Annotated in this window: 22 protein-coding genes; 6 read left to right on the forward strand and 16 right to left on the reverse strand. The window is 60.6% G+C overall.

Translation table 11 applies throughout. The features are described from left to right. The 3 genes from ACS1BR_RS04110 (at position 1) to ACS1BR_RS04120 (ending at position 3,619) form a co-directional block, all read left to right on the forward strand. Positions 1 to 1,344 (forward strand): MFS transporter, encoded by a 1,344-nt coding sequence (locus ACS1BR_RS04110; RefSeq protein WP_463560240.1) that lies wholly within the window; start codon positions 1 to 3, stop codon positions 1,342 to 1,344. 123 nt (positions 1,345 to 1,467) lie between these two features. After that, positions 1,468 to 2,697, forward strand: a complete 1,230-nt coding sequence (locus ACS1BR_RS04115; protein WP_463560242.1) for an AMP-binding protein — start codon at positions 1,468 to 1,470, stop codon at positions 2,695 to 2,697. A gap of 46 nt (positions 2,698 to 2,743) precedes the next feature. Further along, positions 2,744 to 3,619 carry a 1,4-dihydroxy-2-naphthoate polyprenyltransferase gene (locus ACS1BR_RS04120; protein WP_463560245.1) on the forward strand — a complete coding sequence of 292 codons (876 nt, stop codon included), beginning with the start codon at positions 2,744 to 2,746 and terminating at the stop codon, positions 3,617 to 3,619. 14 nt (positions 3,620 to 3,633) lie between these two features. On the opposite strand, the gene ACS1BR_RS04125 is transcribed toward ACS1BR_RS04120, so the two are convergent. Continuing rightward, positions 3,634 to 3,921: a DUF4229 domain-containing protein gene (locus ACS1BR_RS04125; protein ID WP_463560248.1), complete on the reverse strand. Its 288-nt coding sequence runs from the start codon at positions 3,919 to 3,921 to the stop codon at positions 3,634 to 3,636. Positions 3,922 to 4,034: 113 nt separating this feature from the next. Here ACS1BR_RS04125 and ACS1BR_RS04130 point away from each other — a divergent pair, with 113 nt between their 5' ends. Continuing rightward, positions 4,035 to 4,469 carry a PLD nuclease N-terminal domain-containing protein gene (locus tag ACS1BR_RS04130; protein WP_463560250.1) on the forward strand — a complete coding sequence of 145 codons (435 nt, stop codon included), beginning with the start codon at positions 4,035 to 4,037 and terminating at the stop codon, positions 4,467 to 4,469. Here ACS1BR_RS04130 and ccsB read toward each other — a convergent pair. From ccsB to ACS1BR_RS04180, 10 genes are all read right to left on the reverse strand, one after another. After that, a complete protein-coding gene (gene ccsB / locus ACS1BR_RS04135; protein ID WP_463560252.1) occupies positions 4,466 to 5,563 on the reverse strand; it encodes a c-type cytochrome biogenesis protein CcsB in 1,098 nt (365 codons plus the stop codon). The two genes, ACS1BR_RS04130 and ccsB, sit on opposite strands and share 4 nt — an antisense overlap. Further along, the gene (resB, locus tag ACS1BR_RS04140) at positions 5,553 to 7,184 is read right to left on the reverse strand and encodes a cytochrome c biogenesis protein ResB (protein WP_463560254.1); all 1,632 of its coding nucleotides are present in this window, start codon (positions 7,182 to 7,184) and stop codon (positions 5,553 to 5,555) included. Before resB ends, ccsB begins: the two co-directional genes overlap by 11 nt. Positions 7,185 to 7,194: 10 nt before the next feature. Beyond that, positions 7,195 to 7,941 carry a cytochrome c biogenesis CcdA family protein gene (locus ACS1BR_RS04145; RefSeq protein WP_463560255.1) on the reverse strand — a complete coding sequence of 249 codons (747 nt, stop codon included), beginning with the start codon at positions 7,939 to 7,941 and terminating at the stop codon, positions 7,195 to 7,197. Next, complete coding sequence (locus ACS1BR_RS04150) at positions 7,934 to 8,557, reverse strand: TlpA family protein disulfide reductase (protein ID WP_463560257.1); 624 nt, start codon at positions 8,555 to 8,557, stop codon at positions 7,934 to 7,936. The genes ACS1BR_RS04145 and ACS1BR_RS04150 overlap by 8 nt, the downstream gene beginning before the upstream one ends. 48 nt (positions 8,558 to 8,605) lie before the next feature. Beyond that, entirely contained in the window at positions 8,606 to 9,289 is a 684-nt protein-coding gene (locus ACS1BR_RS04155; RefSeq protein ID WP_463560259.1) for a histidine phosphatase family protein, read from the reverse strand. Positions 9,290 to 9,402: 113 nt separating this feature from the next. Continuing rightward, positions 9,403 to 9,672, reverse strand: coding sequence for a glutaredoxin family protein (locus ACS1BR_RS04160; RefSeq protein ID WP_463560261.1), 270 nt, complete (start codon positions 9,670 to 9,672; stop codon positions 9,403 to 9,405). Between the two features lie 83 nt (positions 9,673 to 9,755). Further along, positions 9,756 to 9,854: a 30S ribosomal protein bS22 gene (locus ACS1BR_RS04165; protein WP_005504750.1), complete on the reverse strand. Its 99-nt coding sequence runs from the start codon at positions 9,852 to 9,854 to the stop codon at positions 9,756 to 9,758. 230 nt (positions 9,855 to 10,084) lie between these two features. Continuing rightward, positions 10,085 to 11,836 carry a FadR/GntR family transcriptional regulator gene (locus ACS1BR_RS04170; protein ID WP_463560272.1) on the reverse strand — a complete coding sequence of 584 codons (1,752 nt, stop codon included), beginning with the start codon at positions 11,834 to 11,836 and terminating at the stop codon, positions 10,085 to 10,087. A 52-nt stretch (positions 11,837 to 11,888) separates the two neighbouring features. Continuing rightward, the gene (locus ACS1BR_RS04175) at positions 11,889 to 12,326 is read right to left on the reverse strand and encodes an ArsR/SmtB family transcription factor (protein ID WP_463560274.1); all 438 of its coding nucleotides are present in this window, start codon (positions 12,324 to 12,326) and stop codon (positions 11,889 to 11,891) included. Between the two features lie 136 nt (positions 12,327 to 12,462). Beyond that, on the reverse strand, positions 12,463 to 13,614 hold the full coding sequence (locus tag ACS1BR_RS04180) for an acetoin utilization protein AcuC (protein WP_463560328.1): 1,152 nt from the start codon (positions 13,612 to 13,614) through the stop codon (positions 12,463 to 12,465). Positions 13,615 to 13,815: 201 nt separating this feature from the next. On the opposite strand from ACS1BR_RS04180, the gene ACS1BR_RS04185 reads away from it, so the two are divergent. Together ACS1BR_RS04185 and ACS1BR_RS04190 are read left to right on the forward strand one after the other, a co-directional pair. Next, positions 13,816 to 15,234: a TrkH family potassium uptake protein gene (locus tag ACS1BR_RS04185; RefSeq protein WP_463560276.1), complete on the forward strand. Its 1,419-nt coding sequence runs from the start codon at positions 13,816 to 13,818 to the stop codon at positions 15,232 to 15,234. Between the two features lie 28 nt (positions 15,235 to 15,262). Further along, complete coding sequence (locus tag ACS1BR_RS04190; protein WP_463560330.1) at positions 15,263 to 15,898, forward strand: potassium channel family protein; 636 nt, start codon at positions 15,263 to 15,265, stop codon at positions 15,896 to 15,898. Between the two features lie 317 nt (positions 15,899 to 16,215). Here ACS1BR_RS04190 and proC read toward each other — a convergent pair whose 3' ends face one another. The 5 genes from proC to ACS1BR_RS04215 all read right to left on the reverse strand — a co-directional run bounded on the left by proC (position 16,216) and on the right by ACS1BR_RS04215 (position 23,158). Continuing rightward, a complete protein-coding gene (proC, locus tag ACS1BR_RS04195) occupies positions 16,216 to 17,064 on the reverse strand; it encodes a pyrroline-5-carboxylate reductase (RefSeq protein ID WP_463560278.1) in 849 nt (282 codons plus the stop codon). A gap of 68 nt (positions 17,065 to 17,132) precedes the next feature. After that, entirely contained in the window at positions 17,133 to 17,936 is an 804-nt protein-coding gene (locus tag ACS1BR_RS04200) for a sugar phosphate isomerase/epimerase family protein (RefSeq protein ID WP_463560280.1), read from the reverse strand. Between the two features lie 113 nt (positions 17,937 to 18,049). After that, complete coding sequence (gene topA, locus ACS1BR_RS04205) at positions 18,050 to 20,842, reverse strand: type I DNA topoisomerase (RefSeq protein ID WP_463560282.1); 2,793 nt, start codon at positions 20,840 to 20,842, stop codon at positions 18,050 to 18,052. A 212-nt stretch (positions 20,843 to 21,054) separates the two neighbouring features. After that, positions 21,055 to 21,474, reverse strand: coding sequence for a pyridoxamine 5'-phosphate oxidase family protein (locus ACS1BR_RS04210; RefSeq protein WP_463560285.1), 420 nt, complete (start codon positions 21,472 to 21,474; stop codon positions 21,055 to 21,057). A 10-nt stretch (positions 21,475 to 21,484) separates the two neighbouring features. Beyond that, positions 21,485 to 23,158, reverse strand: a complete 1,674-nt coding sequence (locus tag ACS1BR_RS04215) for a DUF7059 domain-containing protein (RefSeq protein WP_463560332.1) — start codon at positions 23,156 to 23,158, stop codon at positions 21,485 to 21,487. Between the last annotated feature and the right edge of the window lie 88 nt (positions 23,159 to 23,246).

Consider the following 23,246-nt stretch of genomic DNA (forward strand, 5'->3'; position numbering starts at 1 on the left):
ATGAACACCAAAAAATCGCTCAACCCCAAAGCGGCAGTGCCCATACTGCTCTTTGTTTTCGTCTTTGCCCTGGTCATCGATAACGGGTTCAAGACCATGACCGGGCCTATCGCCAAGGGCCTGGAGATCTCGGACACCACGGCCAGCCTTCAGGCATCACTGGCCGGGGTGATCATCGGTATCGGTGCGGTGGTGTACGCGGCTCTGGCCGACTCCATCTCCATCCGCAAACTTATGCTCACCGGTATTGTGTTGGTGGTTATCGGATCCGCCATCGGATACGTTTTCTCAGGGTCCTGGCCGCTGGTGCTCACCGGACGACTAATCCAGACCACCGGTTTGGCCGCCGCCGAGACCCTCTATGTCATCTACGTGACCAAGCACCTGAGCGAAAAAGACCAGAAAACCTACCTGGGTTTCTCTACCGCGGCCTTCCAGGCGGGTCTGCTGATCGGTGCGCTCACCTCGGGCTTTGTGTCAACCCATATCAGCTGGACGGCCATGTTCCTGATCCCGCTGATCCTGCTGCTCACTGTCCCGGCAATTATCGTTATGGTGCCCGAAGACGAAGCGGTAGAGGGGCACCTGGATGTTCTCGGGCTTTTCCTGGTGGCGGTATTTGCTACCAGCCTCACCCTCTACATGCAGAATTTCACCTGGTTCTGGCTGATTCCCGCTTTCCTGAGCCTGCTGGGCTTTATCTACCACGTAAAGCACAGTAAAAACCCGGTGGTACGCCCCGAATTCTTCACTAACGGCCGCTACGTGTGGGCCCTGGTGCTGGTGTTCATGGTGTACTCCACCCAGCTGGGCTACATCTATCTGATTCCTTACGCCTCCGGCGAGCTGTACGGTCTCCAGACAGATCAGGCTAGTCTCCTGCTGATTCCCGGCTATGCTTGCGCTATCCTCGTAGGGGTCTTCTCCGGCAAAATTGGCCGGTATATGTCCAGCCGCACCACCATCTACACCGCGATGGCCATGATTGTATTCTCCCTGGTTGTGACCGCTCTGCTGATCGACCTGCACTTTGCGGTGCTGGCGATCTGCACCATCACTTTTGCCTCGGGTTTTGCCCTGCTGTATGCGCCCCTGGTCAATACGGCGCTTTCACGTATTACCGCCGCGAAATCGGGTATTGCTATCGGCTTCTACAATCTCACCATCAATATCGCTATTCCGCTGGGTATCGCCTACACCGCTAAGATCCTGGAGAGCGAGGGCTACAGTACTGCCCTCTGGGTTCTGGCAGCTGTCGCCGCAGCCGGCACCGGTATTTATTTCCTCGCCGACCAAAAGATGACCCGCGACGAGGCTCAGGGGACCGCACCGGTTTCTAGCTAGGTACCGTGTGTAGCCGCCCGGCCCGGTGGCGGGGCTCATTGTTCTGACTGACGGTGGGCCTCTGTCACCGGGTCAATCATGATCCGCCCCAACTATATCTTTGACGGGCGTAGACTAAACATCATGGATTTTTCATCGCTGAGACCCCTCCGCCGGGGTGGCAACCTGCGGGTGACCGACCGCACTCTCACAGTGGGGCGGGGCGACACTCCCACCGTGCAGAGACTTTTGACCGGTTTTGAAAAATCCTTTGCGGCACCGGAGGACAGCTATACTGACTCTATCGCCCTGGTGGTCGCCACCTCGGGCTCCACCGGGGCCCCCAAGCAGACTGCTCTCGCCACCTCCGCGCTGGTGGCCTCAGCACGGGCGACCGAGAGCTTCACCTCCACCCATAACGCCCAGTGGCTGCTTGCCCTCCCCACCCGCTATATTGCCGGTGCCCAGGTGCTAGCCCGATCGGTACTGGCCGGAACCACGCCCGCTATCACCCGGTCGGTCACCGGTGGCTCCTCGTTCGATGCCGCCGACTTCCTGCGCACCAGCGAACAGCTCACCGCCCGCCACCGCATGGTTTCACTGGTCCCCGCCCAGCTTGCTACCCTGCTTGAGGCCGCCGCAACCCTGCCCGAGATTCTGCCCGCCCTCCGCTCATTTCACGGCGTGCTCCTGGGCGGGGCACCGGCAAACAGCAGCCTGCTGGAGCGGGCCCGACAAGAAAAGATAACCCTGTTTCACACCTACGGGTCCGCAGAAACCGCCGGCGGCTGCGTCTATAACGGGCTGTCCCTGCCCGGTGTGCGAGTGCACTGCGAACCCGGCACCCCCAGCGGGCCCGGCTCCGGCGGGAGGATATGGCTCAGCGGGCCCCAGCTCGCCAGCGGCTACCTCACATCACCGGAGAAAACGGCCGAACATTTTTTTACCGACGGTGAGGGCAACCTCTGGTACCGCACCGACGACCTGGGTTTTCGGTCAGATGGTCGGCTCACCGTCACCGGCAGGGCAGACGACCTCATGATCTCCGGCGGCCATAAAATATCGCCGGCGGCCATCGCAGCCCGTCTCGAAGAACACCCCGGTGTGCGCGAGGCTTTCGTGTGCGGGCTCCCCCATTCCCGCTGGGGTAGCACGGTGGCAGCGGCCATCAACATGGCGGCCGGGGTCTCCCCCGCAGCACTGGCCCGGCAGCTAGCACCTCTCATCAACGGTATGGAAACTGCCCAGCGGCCCAGAACCGTTCTCTACCTCAGGGATTTCCCCCTGCTAGACACGGGGAAGCCCGACCGGCAGAAGCTTAAAGAACTTCTCAGCTCACAGGCCGGTATCGACGGAGAATCTGCCGGCCTGTGAGAAAATAGAACCTGTTTTTGGCGGCTCACCCATAAGGAAGTACCCCGTGGCAACACCTGCTCAGTGGATTGAAGGGGCCCGTCTGCGCACCCTTCCCCTGGCTATCGCACCGGTCATCGCCGGGTCTGCCGCCGCCCACGAATACGGGGATTTTCGTCCCTTCCGCGCTGTCCTCGCCTTCGCGGTTGCCTTCTTCCTCCAGGTGGGGGTCAACTATGCCAATGACTACTCCGACGGTATTAAAGGCACCGACGAGGTGCGGGTGGGCCCGGTGCGCCTGGTCGGCTCGGGGCTGGCTCAGCCATCACGGGTTAAAGCTGCGGCCTTTATCTGTTTTGGGTTGGCCATGCTCGCCGGACTCTGGCTGGTAGCGCTAGCGGGTCAGTGGTGGTTTCTGGCTATCGGCGCCTCCGCCGTGTTTGCCGCCTGGGGCTACACCGGTGGCAAACACCCTTACGGCTACCTGGGGTTGGGTGACCTCTTTGTTTTTCTCTATTTTGGTCTGGTGGCTACCCTGGGGACCCTCTTCACCCAGACGGCGCGGCTAACCCTGACCGGCTGGGTATTCGGTATCGCTATGGGGCTCTTCTCCTGTGCCCTGCTCATGGCGAACAACGTGCGAGATATCCCCACCGACCGGCAGGTGGGCAAGCTGACCCTTGCGGTGCGTCTGGGGGACCGTCGCGCCCGAATCACCTATGCCCTCGAGATGGTTCTGGGGCTGGGGGTCACGGTGCTGCTTCTCCCCCAGAATCCCCGGTACCTGCTGGTGTTTGTGCTGCTGGGACCGGTCATCCGCTCGTGCCTGGTGGTGCTCTCCGGTGCAAGCGGCCCCCGGCTCATCCCCGTGCTCAGGCAGGCCGGGCTCATCGCCCTCGCCTACAGCCTGCTGGTGGCTACCGCTGTCTATCTGGCCGGCTAGCCCCTCAGCCAGCCCTAGAATTCTTCACCGCTGCGCCGTTTGAGGTCATCGACGTAGCTGTCCTCCACACTGCGGTTTTCCTCTTCGGCCTCGTTGGTGGGCCGTCGACGGCGGCGCAGCCAACCCTGCACATCGGCGCCGGCGGCCACGTGCAGCCGCGGAAAAGCCAGGTAGGAGACCGCGAAAGCGATCAAAACCGCAAAGATACCCGAGAAAATAATTCCCACATCGAGGTACAGGCAAACGAGAAAGGCAAGGACCATGATCCCCAGCCGCAGTAGAGAATACTTGAGAAAGTTCACCCCATCAGTGTAGCGAATAGCGGTGCCGCCCAAGACAACTGCCGGGTTTCGCCCAGAACAAGATACAACAAAAACCCCTGCACCGCACCGGCCTTTCATGAAAAAATAGGGTCATGATCCGAGCAATGATGATTATTGGAACCGTGGCTTTCCTGGTGGGTGTAGTGGTGTACGCCCTCATCGACTGTCTGCGTACGGAGCAGGAACAGGTTCGGGTACTGCCCAAACCCCTGTGGGCAATCATTGTTGTCCTCTTTCCCGTGGTCGGGGCCCTGCTCTGGCTGGTCTTCGGAAAACACAGGGTGCCTTCCAGTTTTGGACCGGTCAACTTCACAGAAACCCCGGCTGCCCCCGACGACGACGAAGACTACCTGCGCTTTCTCGATGCCAAGTCGCGCAGAGAAGCCGATTCGCGGCGTCGTGACCGTGAACGGGAAGCCGAACTCGACCGCAAACTCGATGAAGAGCTCAAAAAGATTCGAGAACGCGACCAGCACCGGGACACGGATAAGCCCGGTCGGGATGAGAGCGGGGACCCCGAAGATTAGAGGCCCGAATAGCTGTGCAGGCCCGAGAAGAAAATATTGACCACGGTGAAGTTGAAGATAATACACAGGTAGCCGACGATAGAGAGCCAGGCTGAGCGGGGCCCCGACCAGCCGCGGGTGGCGCGGGCGTGCAGGTAGGCGGCATAGACCACCCAGATGACAAAGGTCCAGACCTCTTTGGTGTCCCAGCCCCAGTAGCGGCCCCAGGCTTTTTCCGCCCAGATGGCGCCGGCAGCCAGGGTGAAGGTCCACATGACAAAGCCCACCGCGTTGAGACGGAAGGCAAAATTTTCTAGTGCCTGCGACGAGGGTACCAACCGCATAAAGTTCAACCTGGATGTCCGGTTGACCAGAATATCTTTTTCACGCCCGGTTTGGATCAGTTGCAGAATGGCCATAGCAAAGGTGATGGTAAAGATGCCCGAGGCCAGCACGGCAATGGAAACGTGAATAACCAGCCAGTAGGACTGGAGCGCGGGCTTGAGATGGCCCACCGGGGTGGGAAAACCGATGGTGGCGGCACACATCATGATGACGGCCAACCCCGACACCAGGGTGCCCACAAAACGCACATCGCGGAAGATCAGGGTGATGAGGTAGACGGCAGTCACCACCAGGGCCCCGGTGGTGCAGAATTCGTACATGTTGCCCCAGGGCACCCGGTGTGCGGCCATACCGCGAGTAACCACACCGGCACCGTGAATCACCGCACCTATGGCCAGCACCGTCACCCCCACGCGGGCGGCAGGCCGAGGCTCACGGTCGCTCCCCCACCGCATCGACGGGTCGGCCACGTGTTCGGCCAGTTTGGTTTCCGCCGCCTTTCTGTAGCCCATGCCCCGGGCACCGGTGCCCTGCTCGGTACCGGTGACCCTTGCCGCGGTATAGGCCGAAACCGAATCCTGATCCGGATCTCCGCCGGCTACGGCAGCCGCGGCAGTCAGTTGCCGCCGCCCTGCTTCCTGTTCCATGCGGCGCACGGCGCGCGAGTGCGAAACCATATCCCAGGTGAAAGCAACAAAAGCCACCGTGTAGGTGATCGCGGCAAGATACATGAAAAGCTCGCTCCACTGGGCGAGGGTGTCACTTATCATTTTGGTCCCCTGATCTCTTGGCACCGGACTCTTGATCCGCTTCGCTAAATTCTAGCCCCCACCGGTCAGCAAATATATCGGTGAGTTTATCGGCTTCATCACGTAAACGGGGGTCTTCCCCACGGGCCAGCAGGCCATATTCGACCTGTAGCCCCTGCGGCAGCTGGCTCGCGCGCACCCATACACGGCGGCGCGGGATAAAGAGCGAACCGATCAGCCCCACAAAAGCAAAAATAAATGACCACAGCACGGTTGTTTTACCCGGATCATACTGGACGTCTATCCCCACATATCGCTTGTAGCCCTCAAAAGTGACGGTGCCGCGGTTATCCGGCAGATCGACACTGTTGTTTTCGGGGGTGAGCACGATACCGTTGCCGGCGGCCATGGTGTTGAGAGGTGTCAGTGCCGAGGTGTTCAGCACGTACACGTTGTGCGGGGTGCCGTCATTGATACCCAGATCACCGTAGTAGGACTGGAGAATCAGGGCGGGGTTGAGCGGGGCAGAGTCGATAGAGACCGGCGCACCGCTGCTGGAGTAGTCGCTGGTGGGCAGAAACATGCCCACAAAGCCCAGTTGATCCGGCCGGGAATCGGGTACTTTGAGCACCACCGATGAGGTGTACTTGTTGTCCACGGTCAGCGCCACCACCGGCCCCTCGTAGGCGGTTCTGCCGTCGGCATCGGTCACCCGGATGACGGGGGCGTAGCCGTTCCCGGAAAGATAGAGGTTGGTTGTCCCCAGGCCCACCGGTTCGTTAACTTTGAGGGTCTGGTGGCTTTGCCGACCATCGGTGTCGGTGATAGCCAGCTCGGCGGTGTAGTCGAGGTCGTCGCCGTAGGTCACCGAGCCTTCTTGGCGGTCGTAGACCACGTCGAAGGATTCCAGGGTGACCGTGTAGGGGTCAAGCCAGTCGGGGTTGTAGTTGGTGCCCGGTGTGAAAGAGTCGTAGCTGATGAGCGAATTGACAAAGGTGTCTCCCTCAACCAAAATTTTCTGCCCCTTGTATCCAAAGAGGGAGCCCACGGCAACACCGACCAGCACACCAATCATGGCCAGGTGAAAGACAATATTCCCCACCTCGCGGGTGTAGCCGCGTTCTGCTCCCACCGACGGGGCACCGTCGTGGTTCCGTACCTGCACCCGGTATCCGCGCCGTGCGAGGATCTCTGCGGTATCCTCGACCGCCTGCTGGGCGCTGAGCTGGCCCGCCTCGCTGGGGATGGTCAGGACACGATGTACCGGTAACCGCCCAAAATTGTGGGGGGTGCGCGCCGGCGGCCGTCGCAGTGCCTGCCAGTGCTGGCGAGCTCGAGGAATAACGCAGCCGATCAGCGAGATAAAGAGCAGAATATATATGGCGGCGAACCAGACCGAATCAAAGACGTCGAAGAGTTGAAGGTGATCGGCGATAGGCCCCCAGGTGGGGTGGGTGTTAATGTAGTCGGTCACCTTGACGGGGTCTTGGATACGCTGGGGGAAGAGCGAACCCGGCACCGCTGCTACCGCCAGGAGCAGCAGGAGGAAGAGGGCGGTGTTCATTTTGGTGAGCTGGGTCCAGGCCCACCGCAGCATGCCGGTGAACCCCAGCGCCGGACTGTTTTTCACGGTGTGTCCCATGGTGTCTTTCTCAGATCGGTAGTTCGTAGGTGGGCAGGTTTGCCTGGGTCCACGCGATGAGCGCTGTCCAGGCACCGGTGGCGATGAGAGCCCCGATCACTATGAGCACGGAACCTCCCAGCCGCTGAAGTAGGAGGCGGTGCTTTCTTGCCCAGTTGAAGGTTGATACCCCGCGGGCAAGACCGAGAGCGACCAGGAGAAAAGGCACCCCCAGTCCCAGGCAGTAGACACCGGTGAGCAGAATAGCCTTACCGGTCTGCGAGCCATCGAGGTAGATCAGGCTCTGTACCGCGGCAAAGGTGGGTCCGATACAGGGGGCCCAGCCCAGCCCGAAAGTGACCCCCAAGATGGGCGCCCCCCACAGCCCAGCCGGGGGTTTCTTTCCTACGGTGCGGTTTCTCTGAAACCAGGAAAAATTACCCATAAAGACCAGGCCCATGAGGATGACCAACAGCCCCAGCAGTATCTGCACCCAGCCCTGACCCCGCAGCCAGGGTGCGGCCCCCAGCCGGGCGAGCACCACGCTCACCAGCACAAAGATGAGGGAGAAACCCAGAATAAACAGCAGGATCCCCAGCAGGGTACGGCGCGTGCGGTGCTCCTGTTCTGCCCCCGAGAGCCCCGCGACGTAGCCCAGGTAGCCCGGCACCAGGGGCAACACGCAGGGGGAAGCAAAGGATATTAGGCCGGCCAGCGCCGCCAGTGGGATAGCTAGCCAGAGGGAGCCGTCGGTGATGATGTGGCCCAAGCTAAGCACCGGAACTCTGCTCGGTGAGAAGGGTGTTCACGATGGATTCATCGATCTGCCCCAGAATGCGGGCAGCCACCCGGCCGGCGCTGTCGAGAATCAGGGTGGTAGGCACCGCCTGGGCCGGCACGTACTTGGACAGGCTGTAAAGAACCTCTCCCGAGGTGTCGTTGAAGCTGGGGTAGCCCACTCCAAAGTTATTCTCAAAAGCCTCCGCTGTCCCCCGCGTATCGCGCACGTTGGCACCGTAGAAAGCCACCGTCTGCCCGTATTTTTGGTGGAGGGCCACCAGGTGTGCTGCCTCGGCGCGGCAGGGGGCGCAGCCGGCGTACCAAAAGTTCAGCAGTACCGGCTTGCCGCGCAGGGATTCTGCGCTGACCGCGGTCCCGTCGTAGAGGGTGCCGGTGAACTCAACCGGTTCGCCCCGCTGGTCCTCGGCATATTCGGTCACCGAGCCGTCGCCGGCGATATAGCCCTTGGAGTCGCCGGCATCGGCCTGATCGGACAGTGAATCGTCGGAAGATGAACAGGCGCTCAATCCCAGGATTGCGGCGACAGAGGCCAGCGATAGCACCTGCTTGCGAGAAAGCTCGTGGTGCGATGGGGATTTTCGAAACTCGGGCATTCGTATCTCTCAAAAGGGTTGAAGGAGGGTGTGGCAGAGGCTGCACGGCTATGTTCCGGGGAGCTGGATCACTCCCGTGTACAGGTCAGCGGCGGGTTCACAATAGGAGGTACCGGGGCGGGAGGCGGCAAAAATATCGGAGAATTCAAAGGTGGTCAGTGACGCCAGGTTGCACTGCCGGCTGCGGGGGTCATGCGGTAGAGGGCGGCCCTCGGCGCTACGGCGGGCCATCCAGATAGGTAGCTGGTGCGAGACAAGCACCGCTTCGGCACCGCTACCGGCTATCTCGTAGGCTTTTTTCCCCGCATCACGAATGGCCTCGGCCATGCGTGCCGCCTGCGCGGCGTAGGGCTCACCCCAGGACGGGCGCAGGGGGTTATAGAGTTTAAGCCAGTGGCGGGGGTTGCCCAACAGTTCCTGCCGGCTAACGTGCAAACCCTCAAAATAGTTGGCCGCCTCGATAAGTCGCGGGTCGGGGTGCGCTTCAAGGCCCAGCAGCTCGGTGATCGGCTCTGCCGATTCCCTGGTACGGGTCAGCGGTGAGCAGGCCAGATACACGATATGCGCCCCGTCATCTGCCCGGCTTTTCAGTGCCTGGGCTGAGAGCCTCACCATCTGCCGGCCGGCGGGGGTGAGATGGTAGTGAGGCAGTCTGCCGTAGACGATCCGGTGCGGATTATCGACCTCACCGTGCCGCATCACGTGTACTTTTACCTGTGCAGATGAACTCATTGTTCTAGTTTCTCAAATCAAGATGTAGATTCCCAATCATCGGACCGGAGAGGGTGCAGGGTAACCCCTGGGAGCGGTGCCACCTCACTGAGTAGCGGAGGCGACTGATGAGCCTAGCGGTGTCTGGCGATTTCAGCACTCAGTGTCTTACGCAGTCTTCGCCGGCTAATCTGCCAAAAATCTGTGGGCACACCGTTGACACAAACCACCGGCACCTCGGTGTCATGGCGCTGACGCAGCTGCGGGTTGTCATCGATGTTGATGTCGGTGTAGCTAAGCCCCAGCTCCGCTGTCACCTGCCCCACCACCTGCCGGGCCTGATCGCAGAGGTGGCAGCCTTCCCTGGTGAGCAGCCAGACCTGCGGAAGCTTTTCTTCTACCATAGGTAATGATTCTACCCGCAAAAAGAGATGGGCCCCGCACCCGTGCATTTCGGTGCGAAGCCCATTTTCTCGTCAAGAAGAAGCTACTTCTTGTTACGACGCTGGTGGCGGGTCTTGCGAAGCAGCTTGCGGTGCTTCTTCTTTGACATGCGCTTGCGGCGCTTTTTGATAACTGAACCCATAGGATTCACCTCACTCACAGATCTGCTGCCCGACCGTAGCCCGCCCGAAAGCGGGCACGTTAGCTGTGTCGGGCACACGATTTATACCGGTATAAAACGCTTTGAAAAAACCAAAAAGGCACAGCAGTGCCCGGCGGCTATAAAAACGCTCTGGAATATAGCCTACAAGCAGGTGGTCGCTTTTATGTCATTGTGGGCGGGAATGAGAGTTTTTTCTCGTTTCGCCCCCCCTATTTTTCTTCTGTCCCCCGGTTGCTGTCCGATGCCGGGGGAACCCCGTAAGATTCCGCCCCGGTCAGCGCTTCAAGACGCTGGATTCTTGCCGCCTCAAGACGGTCCACCTCACCGGGGTCCAACCGCCCGGTTACCTCCGGCACCTGCTCGGTCGCCGGTCCCGGAGTAGCGGTGTTGGGTGCCGCTGCCGCCGGCCGGGTGAGACCCAGCCAGCGGCCCAGCCTACCGCCGCGGTACTGAACGGTGTCTTCCCGGCTCCCGGCCGGTACCTGGGTTCGGGTCTGTTCTGTGCGGCCGGCACCTGCCGGCACCTCCTGCGGCTCTACCTCTACCGGTTCTGCACGGTTCTTGTGTCGGCCCTCCCCGGTAGCCGGTATCGACACCGCGGGTACTGTCCCGGTAGATTCGGCGGGTGACGGCCTACCCGTGCGGATAATCGGTTTAATCACGGTGGCGTGCACCGGCGAAGATACCGTGCCCCGCCGCCGGGACTTACCCCGCGATGTCTGCGGGGCCCGCACCACGTGTCCGGCCCGGCGGGCAAGCTCGGCAGCGGGTGTGCTGTCTTCCCGTTTTTCCCGCTGCCGAGCTAGCGGTGTAAATTCCGGTACCGTTTCCCCGGGCACCGCCTCCCTGTCCCGTGCCGGCCCGTCCTCTTCAGCGGGGCCCGCGCCGTCCTCAGGCCGGTCACCGCTTCCCGGCCCCGGTGCGGTGTACGGGGCAGGATCAGAGCTGCTGTCTTCGTGACTGTTGGAGAATCCTGGTTGCTCACTCCGGGCATACGGGGTGTCGTCCGCCCGATGATCCGGGTCTAATTCATCGAGATGTGAAGGTTCGGCCCCGAGCGGAGGGTCGGACTCCGCGGTTTGGTGCCCCGCAGGCACTTCCGTCTGCTGTGCTCCCCGGGCCGCGGTGCTGGCTGAAATATTTTCGAGGGCGGCAATCAGCGCGGGGGAAGCGGCCTCGTTCCATTTATCGGGCACAAGGTCCTCGGTATCAATATCAACCGGTTCCATTGCCGCCACCGTCCCCGGCATCTCGTTGGCCACCCCGGTCGCCTCGTCCAGGTCAATACCGGCCTCAATATATTGCTGCTCAATACTGGCCACCACCAGCTGTTTGGCCAGCTGACCGTCGCCGGAATCCACCGCATCAATGATCGCCTGATGCTCGGCACGTAGACGGGTAGCGGTAGAACTCCACAGCGGAACCTTCCCCATGAGCGAAAACAGATACTCATTCATGGAATCACCCAGGGAAGCCATCAGCCCGGTCAGCAGGTGATTACCCGCCAACTTGGTGAGCGCGATGTGAAACTGCACCTCCAGCCGGTGAAACTCGGCCGGCAGTACACCGTGCTCACTCATACGGGCCGCGAGGTCCCGCAGCTCAAACATGGCCGGGCTCTCGGGGTCTGCGTGTTCCAGCGCCCAGGACTCAATCATAATCCGGGTCTGAATCATATCCCTCACCGGGTAACGGGCCTGGGCCATATGCAGCCGCAGGGCCGGGGCGGCAGCGGCGGCCGGCGAACTGACCAGACGCGGAATAATGGTTTTCCTCCTACCCTCGTACAGGCGCAACACGCCCATATTTTCCAGGCGTTTGAGGGCTTCCCTGGTACTGCTGTGGCTCGATCGTATGGTGGTGGCTATCCGCCGGTCATCGGGCAGGTCCTCGCCCAGGGAAATATTTCCCTCAAAGATTTCGGTTTCAAGCCACTGAAGGATTTTACGGTCTACTGACATGAGAAAATCTATCCGGTCTTTCGGTTGTACGCCTTGTCAACATGGGCGAGGTCTAGTGGGAGCGACGACGCCCCCAGCGGGTGAGCGTTGCAAAAATGCCGCGGCTGTCGTGCCGGGCCGGTTCCTGAGGGGCCGTGGGCAGGCCCGGCAGGGTTTCCAGGTCTGAGCGCTCCGGGTGGTTCTGCTCGACCTCGGTGGTTTCGACGCGGCCGGTGCGCCCCTCAGCCCCGGTACCGGCCACCAAATTTTCAATCCAGTCGCCCACCTCGGTGAGCGGCTGCGGGGTCAGCGAGTAGAAGCGTTTTTGCCCGATCGCCTCGGTGTCTACCAGACCCATCTGGCGCAAAACCTTAAGGTGTTTAGAAACGGTGGGCTGACTCACGCCCAACTCGTCAACCAGTTCGCCCACCGCCCGCCTACCGCGGGAGAGGGTCACCAGAATACTGCGGCGGGTAGGATCGGCAATCACCGCAAAAACATCATCAACCATGTACCCATAATTGCATATATAACTAATAGAGTATAAGAGATGCTTCACATTTCAGGCAGATTTTTTGGGTACACAACCCCGGCCCCATATCCACTCTAACTAGAGCTTATGCTTCACACCATATATGCCCGGCACATTAGTCATACCAGGGGCTAAGTCCCCAGTGCGGAAAAATTTCTTTGCGGGTGGCCAGCACCGTTCTATCGACCGCATCGGCCGGATCATAGCCCTCCGCCCAGGGGAGCCACCGAATATCCGCGCCGTCACCCATCGTATCCGGCACCGGCGCACCGTAGGTTTCGCGCACAAAAGTCCGCCAGCTGTCCGGGATGGGAGCCCCGGCAGACAGAGGGCTACCCGCGGCAACGGCGATCAGATGGGACCAGCTGCGCGGCACCGCGTCATACAGTGAATAACCACCGCCGCCGGTGGCAAGCCACCTCCCCCGGCAGAGTTCACCGGCAAGAGACGAAATACGGGCGGCAACCTCCCGCAAAGCCTCGATGCTGATCTTCATGTGCGACATCTCGTCGCTGATATGCGAGTCGCACCCGTGCTGACTCACGATCACCTCGGGGCCAAACTGACGCACAACCGCAGGTACCACCGCCTCAAAGGCCCGCAACCAGGCGGAGTCTCCGGTACCCGCGGGCAGGGCGACGTTAACCGCGGTCCCGCTAGCCGGCCCCGGCGGCCCGGATTCGCTACTAAATCCGGTACCGGGAAAAAGGCTCATACCGCTCTCGTGCACAGAGACGGTGAGCACGTTGGGGTTGTCCCAAAAGATGCTCTGAGTGCCGTCCCCGTGGTGGGCATCAATGTCGATGTAGGCGACCCGTGATACCCCGTGGTCGAGCAGGTACTGGATCGCCACAGCGCAGTCGTTATATACACAAAATCCGCTGGCTCTCTGGCGCGCCGCATGATGCATACCGCCACCAAAATTCACCGCGTGCCGCACCTTCCCCTCAAGAATAAGCTGGGCCGCCCGAAGGCTAGCTCCGGCAAGACGCGCGCTTGCCTCGTGAACCCCCCGATATCCGGGAGTGTCATCGGTGCCCAGCCCCGAACCCGGCATACTCAGGGAGGGGTCGTGGCTGATTGCTTTAACCTTGCGAATATATTGCCTGTCGTGGGCGAGCATAAGCTGGCTGTCACCGGCGATCTCTGCCGGCTCAACGCGCACCTGGGGCAGGTCAAACAGCCCCAGTTCCCGGGCCAGTTGCGCGGTAGCATCAAGTCTGCTCGGGTGCATGGGATGATAGTCACCAAAACAGTAATCGGCCATGCCCGGGTGCCAGAGCACCGCCGTCGGTATTGGCGAACAGGTATCGCAAAAACTCACGGACACCACCCCCATTGGTAATTTCTGTCACAGCCCATCATAGACACACCCGTTCCCAAATCGGTACACCGGCACCGTTAGCCCCGCAAGGACTAAGCTGTATAGGGCAGTGACGGTGAACGGTGACCCTCGAGGAGGTGGACGATGGCAAAAGCAGGTGCAACAGGCAGCTATCAAGAACAGCGGGACACCGGAACCCCGATGCTAGCGCTGACAGGTCTTCGAGATTTTCTCAGCAGAACCGTTATTTCCTCCCCGTCCCGCGCCGCTATCCTGGCCTTTACCACGGTGATAGCCTTCTTCTCCCTGGTGCTGTGGCTGCCCATCTCCTCGGCAGACGGGCACGCTATCGACTACCACCACGCACTTTTTACCGCCACCTCAGCGGTCACGGTCACCGGCCTCACCACCGTCACCACCGCCGTGCAGTGGTCTTTTTTTGGGCAGCTCATGATTCTTATCGCCTTCCAGATTGGCGGCCTGGGAACACTCACCATGACCTCCCTGCTGGCGATGGCTGTGGGAAGAAAACTGGGTCTGCGGTCCAAACTGGTGGCGCAGGAGGCCATGAACATTGGCAAGCTGGGTGATCTTGGCTCGGTTCTTCGCACCGTCGCGGTCACCTCAATATCCATTGAGGCCACCATTGCCCTGATCCTGATCCCGCGTTTTCTTCTGCTGGGAGAGTCCCTGGGCAAAAGTATCTGGCACGGTATCTTTTACTCGGTCTCCGCGTTCAATAATGCCGGATTCACCGCCCACCCCGACGGCATTGTGCCCTACCGGGGTGACCTTTGGATTCTGCTTCCCCTCTGCCTGGGCGTGTTTATTGGCTCCCTGGGTTTTCCCGTAATTTTAGTGCTCCAGCAGACCCCTTTGCAGTTCAGTCGCTGGAATCTGACCACCAAGCTCACCATGATCGGCACCGTGGTCCTGTTAGTGATCGGCACGGTGCTGTGGGCCGTGTTCGAGTGGTCTAACACTCGGACCATAGGCGGTCTTAGCCCGCTGAGTAAAATATTTGACGCTTTCTTTGCCTCAACCATGACCCGCTCGGGTGGGTTTAGCCTGGTTGAGATGGGCGAGGCATCCCCCATCACCCTGCTCATCACCAATGTGCTCATGTTTATTGGGGGCGGCTCCGCTTCCACCGCGGGCGGTATCAAAATCACCACGGTCACCGTAGTTTTTCTCGCGGTGGTGGCCGAAGCTCGCGGTGATCAGTTTGTGATGGCTTTCAACCGCACCATTCCCGACTCGGTGCTGCGCATTGCCATCTCGGTGATTATGATGAGCGCTATCATCGTGTTTATTGGTACCGCCGCCATTGTTTTTTTGAGTGGAGAGAGCCTGGATCTGGTGCTTTTTGAGTCGATCTCCGCCTACGCCACCTGCGGACTCACCGTGGGGCTGGCAGCCACCCTGCCACCCTCCTGCATTTATATTCTTGCCGTACTGATGTTTGTGGGGCGTATCGGAATCATTACCGTGGCAACCGGTTTAGCGCTGCGCTCCCGCCGCCGTTTGTACAAGTACCCCGAAGAAAGGCCCATCATTGGCTGACCGCTCGCAAGAACACAATGCTCCCGTGATGATTATCGGGCTGGGCCGCTTTGGTTCCTCGACCGCCGCCCAGCTACGCCGGCAACATAAGGAGGTGCTGGCGGTAGAAAAAGACCCCGTCCTGGTACAAAAGTGGTCCGGCCTACTCACGCACGTGGTGGAGGCCGACGCCACCGATATTGATGCTCTGCGTCAGCTCGGTGCAGCCGATTTCACCTCCGCGGTGGTGGGGGTGGGCACCTCGGTTGAGGCGTCGGTCCTTATTACCGCAAACCTTGTTGACCTGGGTATAGGGCGGATCTGGGCTAAGGCTCTCACCCCGGCCCACGGCAAAATTCTGTCGCGGATCGGTGCCCACAACGTGGTCTTCCCCGAGGCGGACGCCGGGCGGCGGGCGGCCCACCTGGTCTCGGGTCGACTTCTTGACTACATTGAGTTTGACGATGATTTTGCGATCGTCAAAATGTATCCGCCCAAGGAAACCCACGGCTTTACCCTCGCGGAATCTGATGTACGCGGCAAATACGGGGTCTCGATTGTGGGGGTTAAACCGCCGGGTGAAGAATTTACCTACGCCACCCCCAGCACCCGGGTGTCGTCGCGCGATCTGCTCATTGTGTCGGGGCAGGTGGACCTCATCGAGCGTTTCGCGGCGCGCCCATGAGACAAAACCTTCCAAAAATGAAGAAATTTTTCGTGAAACCCGTATTTAAGTTGTGTATTCGCTCAATTTCTGTTTAGACTAGAGTTACCTCTAAAGGTGCGAGTGATTACTGAACGGATTGCGAACCCGTTCAAACGGTTTGATGATTTCGACATTCTAGCCTGGTTTCCCCTAAGCCAGGCGTTGACTTCATTTGACTGAAGTGGTTTGACCCCTATATCGAACCACTAAGAAAGGCTCCGACTGATTCCCTACAGTCGGAGCCTTTTATATTGGGGGGCTGGGGCTAGCTACCGATACCACCCACGGCCGGTGCTCTAGCCGCTGTAGTCGCGGCTCATTTCCTCTGCCCTATCGGCACCGGCTTTCATCGCCCGGTAGGTGAGATCGCCCAGCCCACCCCGCTGGTATGCCTGTATCGCTTTCTCGGTGGTCCCGCCGGGGCTGGTTACCGCCTGCCGCAGCTGCTGCGGATCGGGGCTGTCCTCCAGTAGAGCGCCGGCACCGGCCACGGTGTGTGCGGACAGCAGGGTGGCTGTCCGGCGGTCCAGTCCTAACCGCACCCCGGCGTCGGCCATGGTCTCTGCCAGCAAAAAAGCATAGGCCGGGCCGGACCCGGAAAGGGCGGTCACCGCGTCCATCTGCCCCTCCTCGACCGTTACCACCGTGCCCGCCGCACCCAAAACCTCTTCCGCCAAACGCACCTGTTCCCGGCTCACCGTCTGACCCACGGCTATCGCCATCACTCCTCTACCCAGACGCGCGGGAGTGTTGGGCATACAGCGAATCACCGGCTGCTCCTCCCCCAGGGCCTCCTGAAGGGCGGCAAGTTGTACACCGGCGGCAACCGAGATCACCGGGGTACGGGGTCCCAGTGACCCGGAAATTTCGCGGGCGAGATCAACAATAGCGTGGGGTTTCACTCCCAGAACCACCAGGTCGGCTCCGGTCACCGCCCTCCGGTTCGCCTCCGGATCGTTCTCGGCACTAAAAACCTGTATTCGGCCGCCCCTATCCCCTATCCGGTCGGGCAGCTGCTCGGCACTGGCTGCGCTGTGCACGCTGGCGCGAATATTCTCCGCAGCCAACCCGCCGGCCAGCAGGCCCGCCGCAATCGAACCGTTCATCGAACCGGCACCCACAAAAGTTATGACCGTATCTTTCACTCTTAAACTCCCCTGATCGGTAGGCTCCGTCAAAACCTAGCTTTTCGAAAAAATTTTACGCCCCGCTGCTAGCCGGGTATCCGCCGCAAATGCCGGTGGGCAAACTGAAGGGTTTCATAGAGCATCTCATCACGCTCGCTCACCTTCTTGCCCCTGGTCGAAATTTCCGCGCACACCACACCGTCAAACCCCGTATCGGCGAGGTACTCCAGTGTCTCTGCCACCGGCTGCCGCCCGTAGCCGGGCACGAGATGCTCATCCATCACCCGGTCCCCCTGACCGTCAGTCAGGTGCACATGCCCCAGTCTGCCGCCAATCCTCTGCACGTACTCCAGCGAGTCGACACCCGCCGCTGCCGCATGGGAAAAATCCCAGGTTATCCAGTCGTAGTCAAAGAGGGTCGGATCCCAGTGCGGAGCATACATCTCAATGCTCCTCCCCGCGGCCTCCCAGGGGTACATATTCTCCACGGCAATCTTCACTTCCTCCCGCAGGGAAATCTCGCGGACCCCGGACACAAAATTCTTTGCGTAGGTCTTCTGCCAGCGGAAAGGCGGGTGCGCCACTATCACCGACGCCCCCACCGCCTTGGTCATCTTTGCCGCCATTTGCAGTTTGTTCCAGGCCCTACCCCACACCTGCTGGGTCAGTAGCAGGGTGGGTGCGTGAATAGCTGAAATGGGTATCTGGTATTTCTGCACCAAATCGAGCACATCGTGGGGTTCCTGGGAAAGAGCATCGCCGGTGATCATCACCTCAACACTGTCATACCCAAGGTCAACGGCGGTCGCAAATGTGGCGGGTAAACCCGGTGGAAAGAGACAGGACGACGACAGCGCCACTTCGACTGGCTTCTTGGGTGTCTGGCTCATCGGCTCAACTCCTGTGTTTCCCGGATGCGTTGTGTACCTTTATACAGTGTAAGCGCCCGGGCTCCTGAGAACCTGGGCGCTCTCCCTGCCGGGCCGGCCGGTATCTGGGTGGCCTACTTCGTGGCCGCCGTTTTCCGGGTTGCGGTCTTCTGCGCCGTACCCTTTGCCGACGTGGTCTTCTTTGCCGCGGTTTTTCTGCCCCCGCGCTTAGCCGGGCCCTTGGCGCGTTTTTCTGCCAAAAGCTCCACGGCCCGCTCGTGGGTAACCGACTCCACCGTCTCCGAGCGCGGCACGGTGACATTGGTGACGCCGTCGGTGATATAGGGGCCGAACCGGCCATCTTTGATCACGATCTTCTTCTCAGAGGCAGGGTCAGTACCCAGTTCAGCCAGGGGCGGTTTGGCGGCGGCACGGCCGCGCTGCTTGGGCTGGGCATAGATTTCTTTAGCCTGCTCTAGAGTGATGGTGAAGATCTCCTCCTCAGAGCCGATAGAACGTGAATCGGTCCCCTTCTTCAGATAGGGGCCAAAACGGCCGTTCTGTACGGTGATCTGTGTCCCCTCACTATCGGTACCCAACACCCGCGGCAGACTCATGAGTTTAAGTGCATCGTCAAGGGTTACCGTTGCCACGTCCATAGACTTGAACAGGGAGGCGGTGCGGGGCTTCTCGGGCTTGGGCTTCTTCTTGGGCTTGGGCCGGCCATTCTTGTAATACTCGGTGGGCTGGGCTTCCATCCACGCCTGGATTTCTTCCTCGCTCATCTCGGGAATAATCTCGGTGACGTAGGGGCCAAAGCGGCCGTCCCGCACCACGATAGTGCGCCCGGTCTGCGGGTCCTGCCCCAGCTCACGGCCATCCTGTTTGCCCTGCTCAATCAGTTCCGCCGCCCTCTGCGCGGTCAACTCGTCGGGGGCGAGATCAGCGGGTAGGTTGGCGCGCACCGGGTCTTTCACCTCGCCCGTTTCGGTGTCCACCTCACCGGCAGTCTCCAGGTAGGGGCCGAATTTGCCCACCCGCACATTGATGCCGTCAGCGATAGCAATCGAGTTGATGGCTCGGGCATCAATATCACCCAGGTTGTCAACAATGGGTTTAAGCCCCTGCTTCTGGCCGTCACCAAAATAGAACTCGCCCAACCAGTGGGCGCGCTGCTGCTCACCGCGAGAAATCCGGTCAAGGTCCTCTTCCATCTCGGCAGTGAACTCATAGTCAACGTACCTGTCAAAATGTTCCTCAAGCAGGCGAACCACCGAGAAAGCGGTCCAGGATGGCACCAGGGAACCCGACCGGTTGTTAACATAGCCGCGGTCCATAATGGTTGAGATGGTTGCCGCATAGGTGGAGGGCCGCCCGATCCCCAGCTCGTCGAGAGTTTTCACCAGGGAGGCTTCGGTGTACCGCGGCGGCGGGGTGGTGTCGTGGCCCTGCACCTCAATCTCCGAGGCATCCAACCTGTCCTTCTCGGCCAGCTGGGGCAGCCGCCGGTCATCGCGGTCGTTCCCGCGCGGTTCGTCGGTGCCCTCCTCGTACGCGGCAAGGAAACCGCGGAAAGTGATCACGGTACCCGAGGCACTAAACTCGGCGTCACGACCGTTCTGTGTGGTTGCCCCCAGCTTCACCGACGCGGTTGACCCCTTGGCGTCTGCCATCTGCGAGGCCACGGTACGTTTCCAAATCAGCTCGTAGAGCCGGAACTCGTCGGTGCTCAGCGCGGACTTAACCGCGGCCGGGGTGCGGAAAGAGTCACCGGCGGGCCGGATCGCCTCGTGAGCTTCCTGCGCGTTCTTGGATTTTGAGGCATATCTGCGCGGTGAGGCCGGTACAAATTCTTGGCCGTAGAGTTCCTGAGCCTGGCTGCGGGCAGCAGCGGTCGCCTGCTCAGACAGCGCCACCGAGTCGGTACGCATATAGGTGATATAGCCGTTCTCGTAGAGACGCTGGGCAACCTGCATGGTGGAGCGGGACGAGAACCTCAGCTTGCGGGCAGCCTCTTGCTGCAGAGTCGAGGTGGTGAACGGTGCCGCGGGCCTGCGGGTGTAGGGTTTGGTCTCCACCGAACGCACGGTGAACTCGGCCTTCTGGAGCCCCTCGGCCAGGCTGGTTGCCGCCTGCTCGTCGAGATGCGCCACTTTACCGGCGGCAGCCGGCTTAAGCTCCCCGCTGTCGTTAAAGTCTCTACCGCTGGCCACCCGCGCGCCGTCTACCGCGCTGAGTTTGGCGGTCAAAGATTCACCGGAAACGGTGGTAAAAACACCGGTGAGATCCCAGTAGTTAGCCGAGCGGAAGCCCATGCGCTCACGCTCACGCTCCACCACCAGGCGGGTAGCCACCGACTGCACCCTACCCGCAGAGAGGCCGCGGGAAACCTTGCGCCAGAGCACCGGTGAAATCTCATAGCCGTAGAGGCGGTCAAGGATACGGCGGGTCTCCTGGGCGTCCACAAGATCCTGGTCAATATCGCGCAGCTCACCGAAGGCACGCTCAACCGCCTCCCTGGTGATCTCGGGGAAGGTCAGACGGTAGACCGGAACCTTGGGTTTGAGCACCTGAAGCAGGTGCCAAGCGATGGCTTCACCCTCGCGGTCACCGTCGGTTGCCAGGTAGAGGGCATCCGACTCTTTGAGTTTGCGTTTGAGCTCGGCAACCTTCTTCTTCTTATCGGGGTTGACCATATAGTAGGGTTCAAAGTCATGATCAAGGTCAACAGCAAATTTGCCCATCGAGGACTTCTTGAGCTCATCGGGAAGTTCGGAGGGCTGCGGAAGATCCCGAATATGCCCCATCGACGATTCAACCTCGTAGGCATCGCCCAGGTAGCCGCTGATCGTTTTCACCTTGGACGGCGACTCCACAATCAGCAGCGATTTACCGTGTTCCGCGGTGGTTTTTGCCTTAGCTGGCACTTTGCTCCTTGTATCTTGACAACGGGTACTCTAGCTACTGTCACTTTAACGCATACGAGTAGCTTGTCCCGGTGAACCTTCACTCTGGATCAGGGTGTGACATTCTTGGTGCCCCCTCTGAGTAAAGATACCAGGTGAAGACGCTAAAGCCATCCAGCGGCACTATCGGCAGACCACCGGACACCCCTCCATAAGCTACTGCCCGCACACCGTCAGCTACCGTTACCCAGTCTCAGTTCAGAACCTGAGACCCGCTCGGGTTCCACCACCACCCAGTGCATAGCCTCGGGGCTTGCCACGCGCACCTCATCTAACACCTCGGGGTCGATGTCAAGTTCGTCGGGGTACCAGTAGGCCGTACCGTAGACCGTCACCTGCCGCACCCCGTTACTGCGCGCCTCGTCGATCTCAAAGGCGACCTTTTTGGTCACCACGATGGAGCTAAAGGTGTCTTCGGGTTTGGTTTGGAAATATATTTTGCCGTCAAACACCGTGTAGCGTACCGAAAAAATATCGATCCGGTTGCCCAGGCTCAGAGCCAGCCGCCCAATACTGTGTGCCCGCAGCAACCGATGGCAGGTCTCTTCATCAAGCTCAATCAGCGGATTCCCGTTCTGGGGGGTAGTAGCCATGTGTGACAGTCTAATGCTCCTGGACAATACACAGGAAACCCTGCTCAATAAGCAGACGAATATGACCGAGTAGATCTCGTCTCTGGTGCTCTGCCTCCTCCGCCTCCCAGCCCAGCAGGGCCTCGAGGGCACCCATGATTTGGCCCGCGGTCAGCTCACCGTCGCAGGCGGACACAAAACCGGCGGTGGCGGTTGTTTCCACCAGGCTGCGGTGCAGACCCACTCCCCGTCGAAGCACAATGACCCCGGGGTGTTCGGCTGCGGGGTGGGAGTGCCGCTCCTCCGTGACGTCGTCGGCCACCAGCAGGTGGGAATCCTCCAGTTCCCCGTCGGTGATGCGACTCAGGGTGTCGTGGGTGGCGACTTCCTCGGTGATAAAAGCTGCGATAGGTTGCTGGATCGGGTGGGTGATCTCCTCAAAGCGTCGGAGCATCGGCCGGATACTATCTGCCGGGCGGCGCAGCCACACCATACCAAAACCGATAGATCCCACGCCGCGGCTCTCAAAATCTCTGAGGTAGTCGGTGTATGCTGCCTCAAAAAGTTTGGGGTTGCGGTGTTCGCTGGAGTCACGCAGCCAGGTTTCAGCATACTGTTCGGGCGAGAGTACCTCACGCTGGATAAACCATGCTTCGCTCTCATCACCCACCCAGGTGCGAGGTCGCTGTGACCAGTCGGGCCCGGCCTGACCACCGGGTGGGGCCGACGGAATCTCCCAGTTGGCCAGCATCTGCGCTCTCCCTCCGGCCACCAGCACGGAGGGTAGCTGCCGCACCAGGGTAGACACAATGGTGTCGCCAACCAGACCTCCGTCACGGTAGGTGTAGCGGCTCTGCCCCGTCTCATCGCTGGAGCGCGGGCTGATCACAAAGGGCGGGTTAGAAACCACCAGATCAAACTTTTCACCGGTAACCGGTTCCAGTAAAGACCCCCGCCGCAGACTCACCCGGCCCTCCGGGTTCTCGGGGTCAATACCCAGCGTCCCGGCGTTGAGCAGAAGATTGAAACGGGTAAAGGCGAGAGCCCGTAGTGATACGTCGGTGGCGGTCACATGCCGGGCGTGGGTGAGCAAGTAGAAGGTTTGGATACCGCACCCGATACCCACGTCGAGAGCCCTGCCTACAGGCTCGCGCTCGGTGAACCGGGCTAGACTCAGCGAAGCCCTGCCGATACCGAGCACGTGATCTGTGCGCAGCGGGCCGGGGCGCTGGTGGGCTCCGGGGTCTGAGGCGACCCACACCTCGACGGTATCGCTAACCCTGTGCGGGCGCAGGTCCACCGAGGCGCGGAAAACCGGCGTCCCACCGCCCTTCCCGTGCGCAGGCTCCGCAGGGGATTCCAGCAATCCCAGCGCTTTCAGTAGCTGGCTAGCCCCCGCCCCCAGGGCTGCATCAATCCTGTCCGCAGAAAGTGTTTGGCCGAGCATAAACAGTGCCACGGTGTCGGCGAGCTTACCGGTGTCTCCTCTCCCGTCGGCATTCGCTACCTTCACCCTCCGCCGGGCCGGGGCCAGCTGATCGCGCTCCAGGGCGGCAAAGGCCCCGGGCCCCAGCAGGTCTTCTACGCTCCGACACGAGTAATCGATATCGCTCAGCCTGCGGGCACAGTCCGCCAGCGCCGGCAGATCCCAGCTGTGAGGTGTTCCGGCCAGGTGCGAGAAATCAGGGTAGTCACTATAGATCACGGTCAATATTCTGGCACAGATGCGGACGTTATCCCGCCGAGACCCGATATCTGCCTAGAGGTCCATCGGGTTCATCAGTCTGCACGAA

It is taken from the genome of Rothia sp. 18CD1-1, from assembly GCF_055285355.1.

Coding starts and splice junctions, on each gene's coding strand:
- ACS1BR_RS04110 (WP_463560240.1), top strand. CDS start 1: ATGAACACCAAAAAATCGCTCAACCCCAAAGCGGCAGTGCCCATACTG.
- ACS1BR_RS04210 (WP_463560285.1), bottom strand. CDS start 21,474: ATGGCTACTACCCCCCAGAACGGGAATCCGCTGATTGAGCTTGATGAA.
- ACS1BR_RS04175 (WP_463560274.1), bottom strand. CDS start 12,326: ATGGTTGATGATGTTTTTGCGGTGATTGCCGATCCTACCCGCCGCAGT.
- ACS1BR_RS04115 (WP_463560242.1), top strand. CDS start 1,468: ATGGATTTTTCATCGCTGAGACCCCTCCGCCGGGGTGGCAACCTGCGG.
- ACS1BR_RS04155 (WP_463560259.1), bottom strand. CDS start 9,289: ATGAGTTCATCTGCACAGGTAAAAGTACACGTGATGCGGCACGGTGAG.
- ACS1BR_RS04180 (WP_463560328.1), bottom strand. CDS start 13,614: ATGGCCGATTACTGTTTTGGTGACTATCATCCCATGCACCCGAGCAGA.
- ACS1BR_RS04165 (WP_005504750.1), bottom strand. CDS start 9,854: ATGGGTTCAGTTATCAAAAAGCGCCGCAAGCGCATGTCAAAGAAGAAG.
- ACS1BR_RS04150 (WP_463560257.1), bottom strand. CDS start 8,557: ATGCCCGAGTTTCGAAAATCCCCATCGCACCACGAGCTTTCTCGCAAG.
- ACS1BR_RS04185 (WP_463560276.1), top strand. CDS start 13,816: ATGGCAAAAGCAGGTGCAACAGGCAGCTATCAAGAACAGCGGGACACC.
- ACS1BR_RS04170 (WP_463560272.1), bottom strand. CDS start 11,836: ATGTCAGTAGACCGTAAAATCCTTCAGTGGCTTGAAACCGAAATCTTT.
- ACS1BR_RS04130 (WP_463560250.1), top strand. CDS start 4,035: ATGATCCGAGCAATGATGATTATTGGAACCGTGGCTTTCCTGGTGGGT.
- ACS1BR_RS04190 (WP_463560330.1), top strand. CDS start 15,263: ATGATTATCGGGCTGGGCCGCTTTGGTTCCTCGACCGCCGCCCAGCTA.
- resB (WP_463560254.1), bottom strand. CDS start 7,184: ATGGGACACACCGTGAAAAACAGTCCGGCGCTGGGGTTCACCGGCATG.
- ccsB (WP_463560252.1), bottom strand. CDS start 5,563: ATGATAAGTGACACCCTCGCCCAGTGGAGCGAGCTTTTCATGTATCTT.
- ACS1BR_RS04160 (WP_463560261.1), bottom strand. CDS start 9,672: ATGGTAGAAGAAAAGCTTCCGCAGGTCTGGCTGCTCACCAGGGAAGGC.
- ACS1BR_RS04200 (WP_463560280.1), bottom strand. CDS start 17,936: ATGAGCCAGACACCCAAGAAGCCAGTCGAAGTGGCGCTGTCGTCGTCC.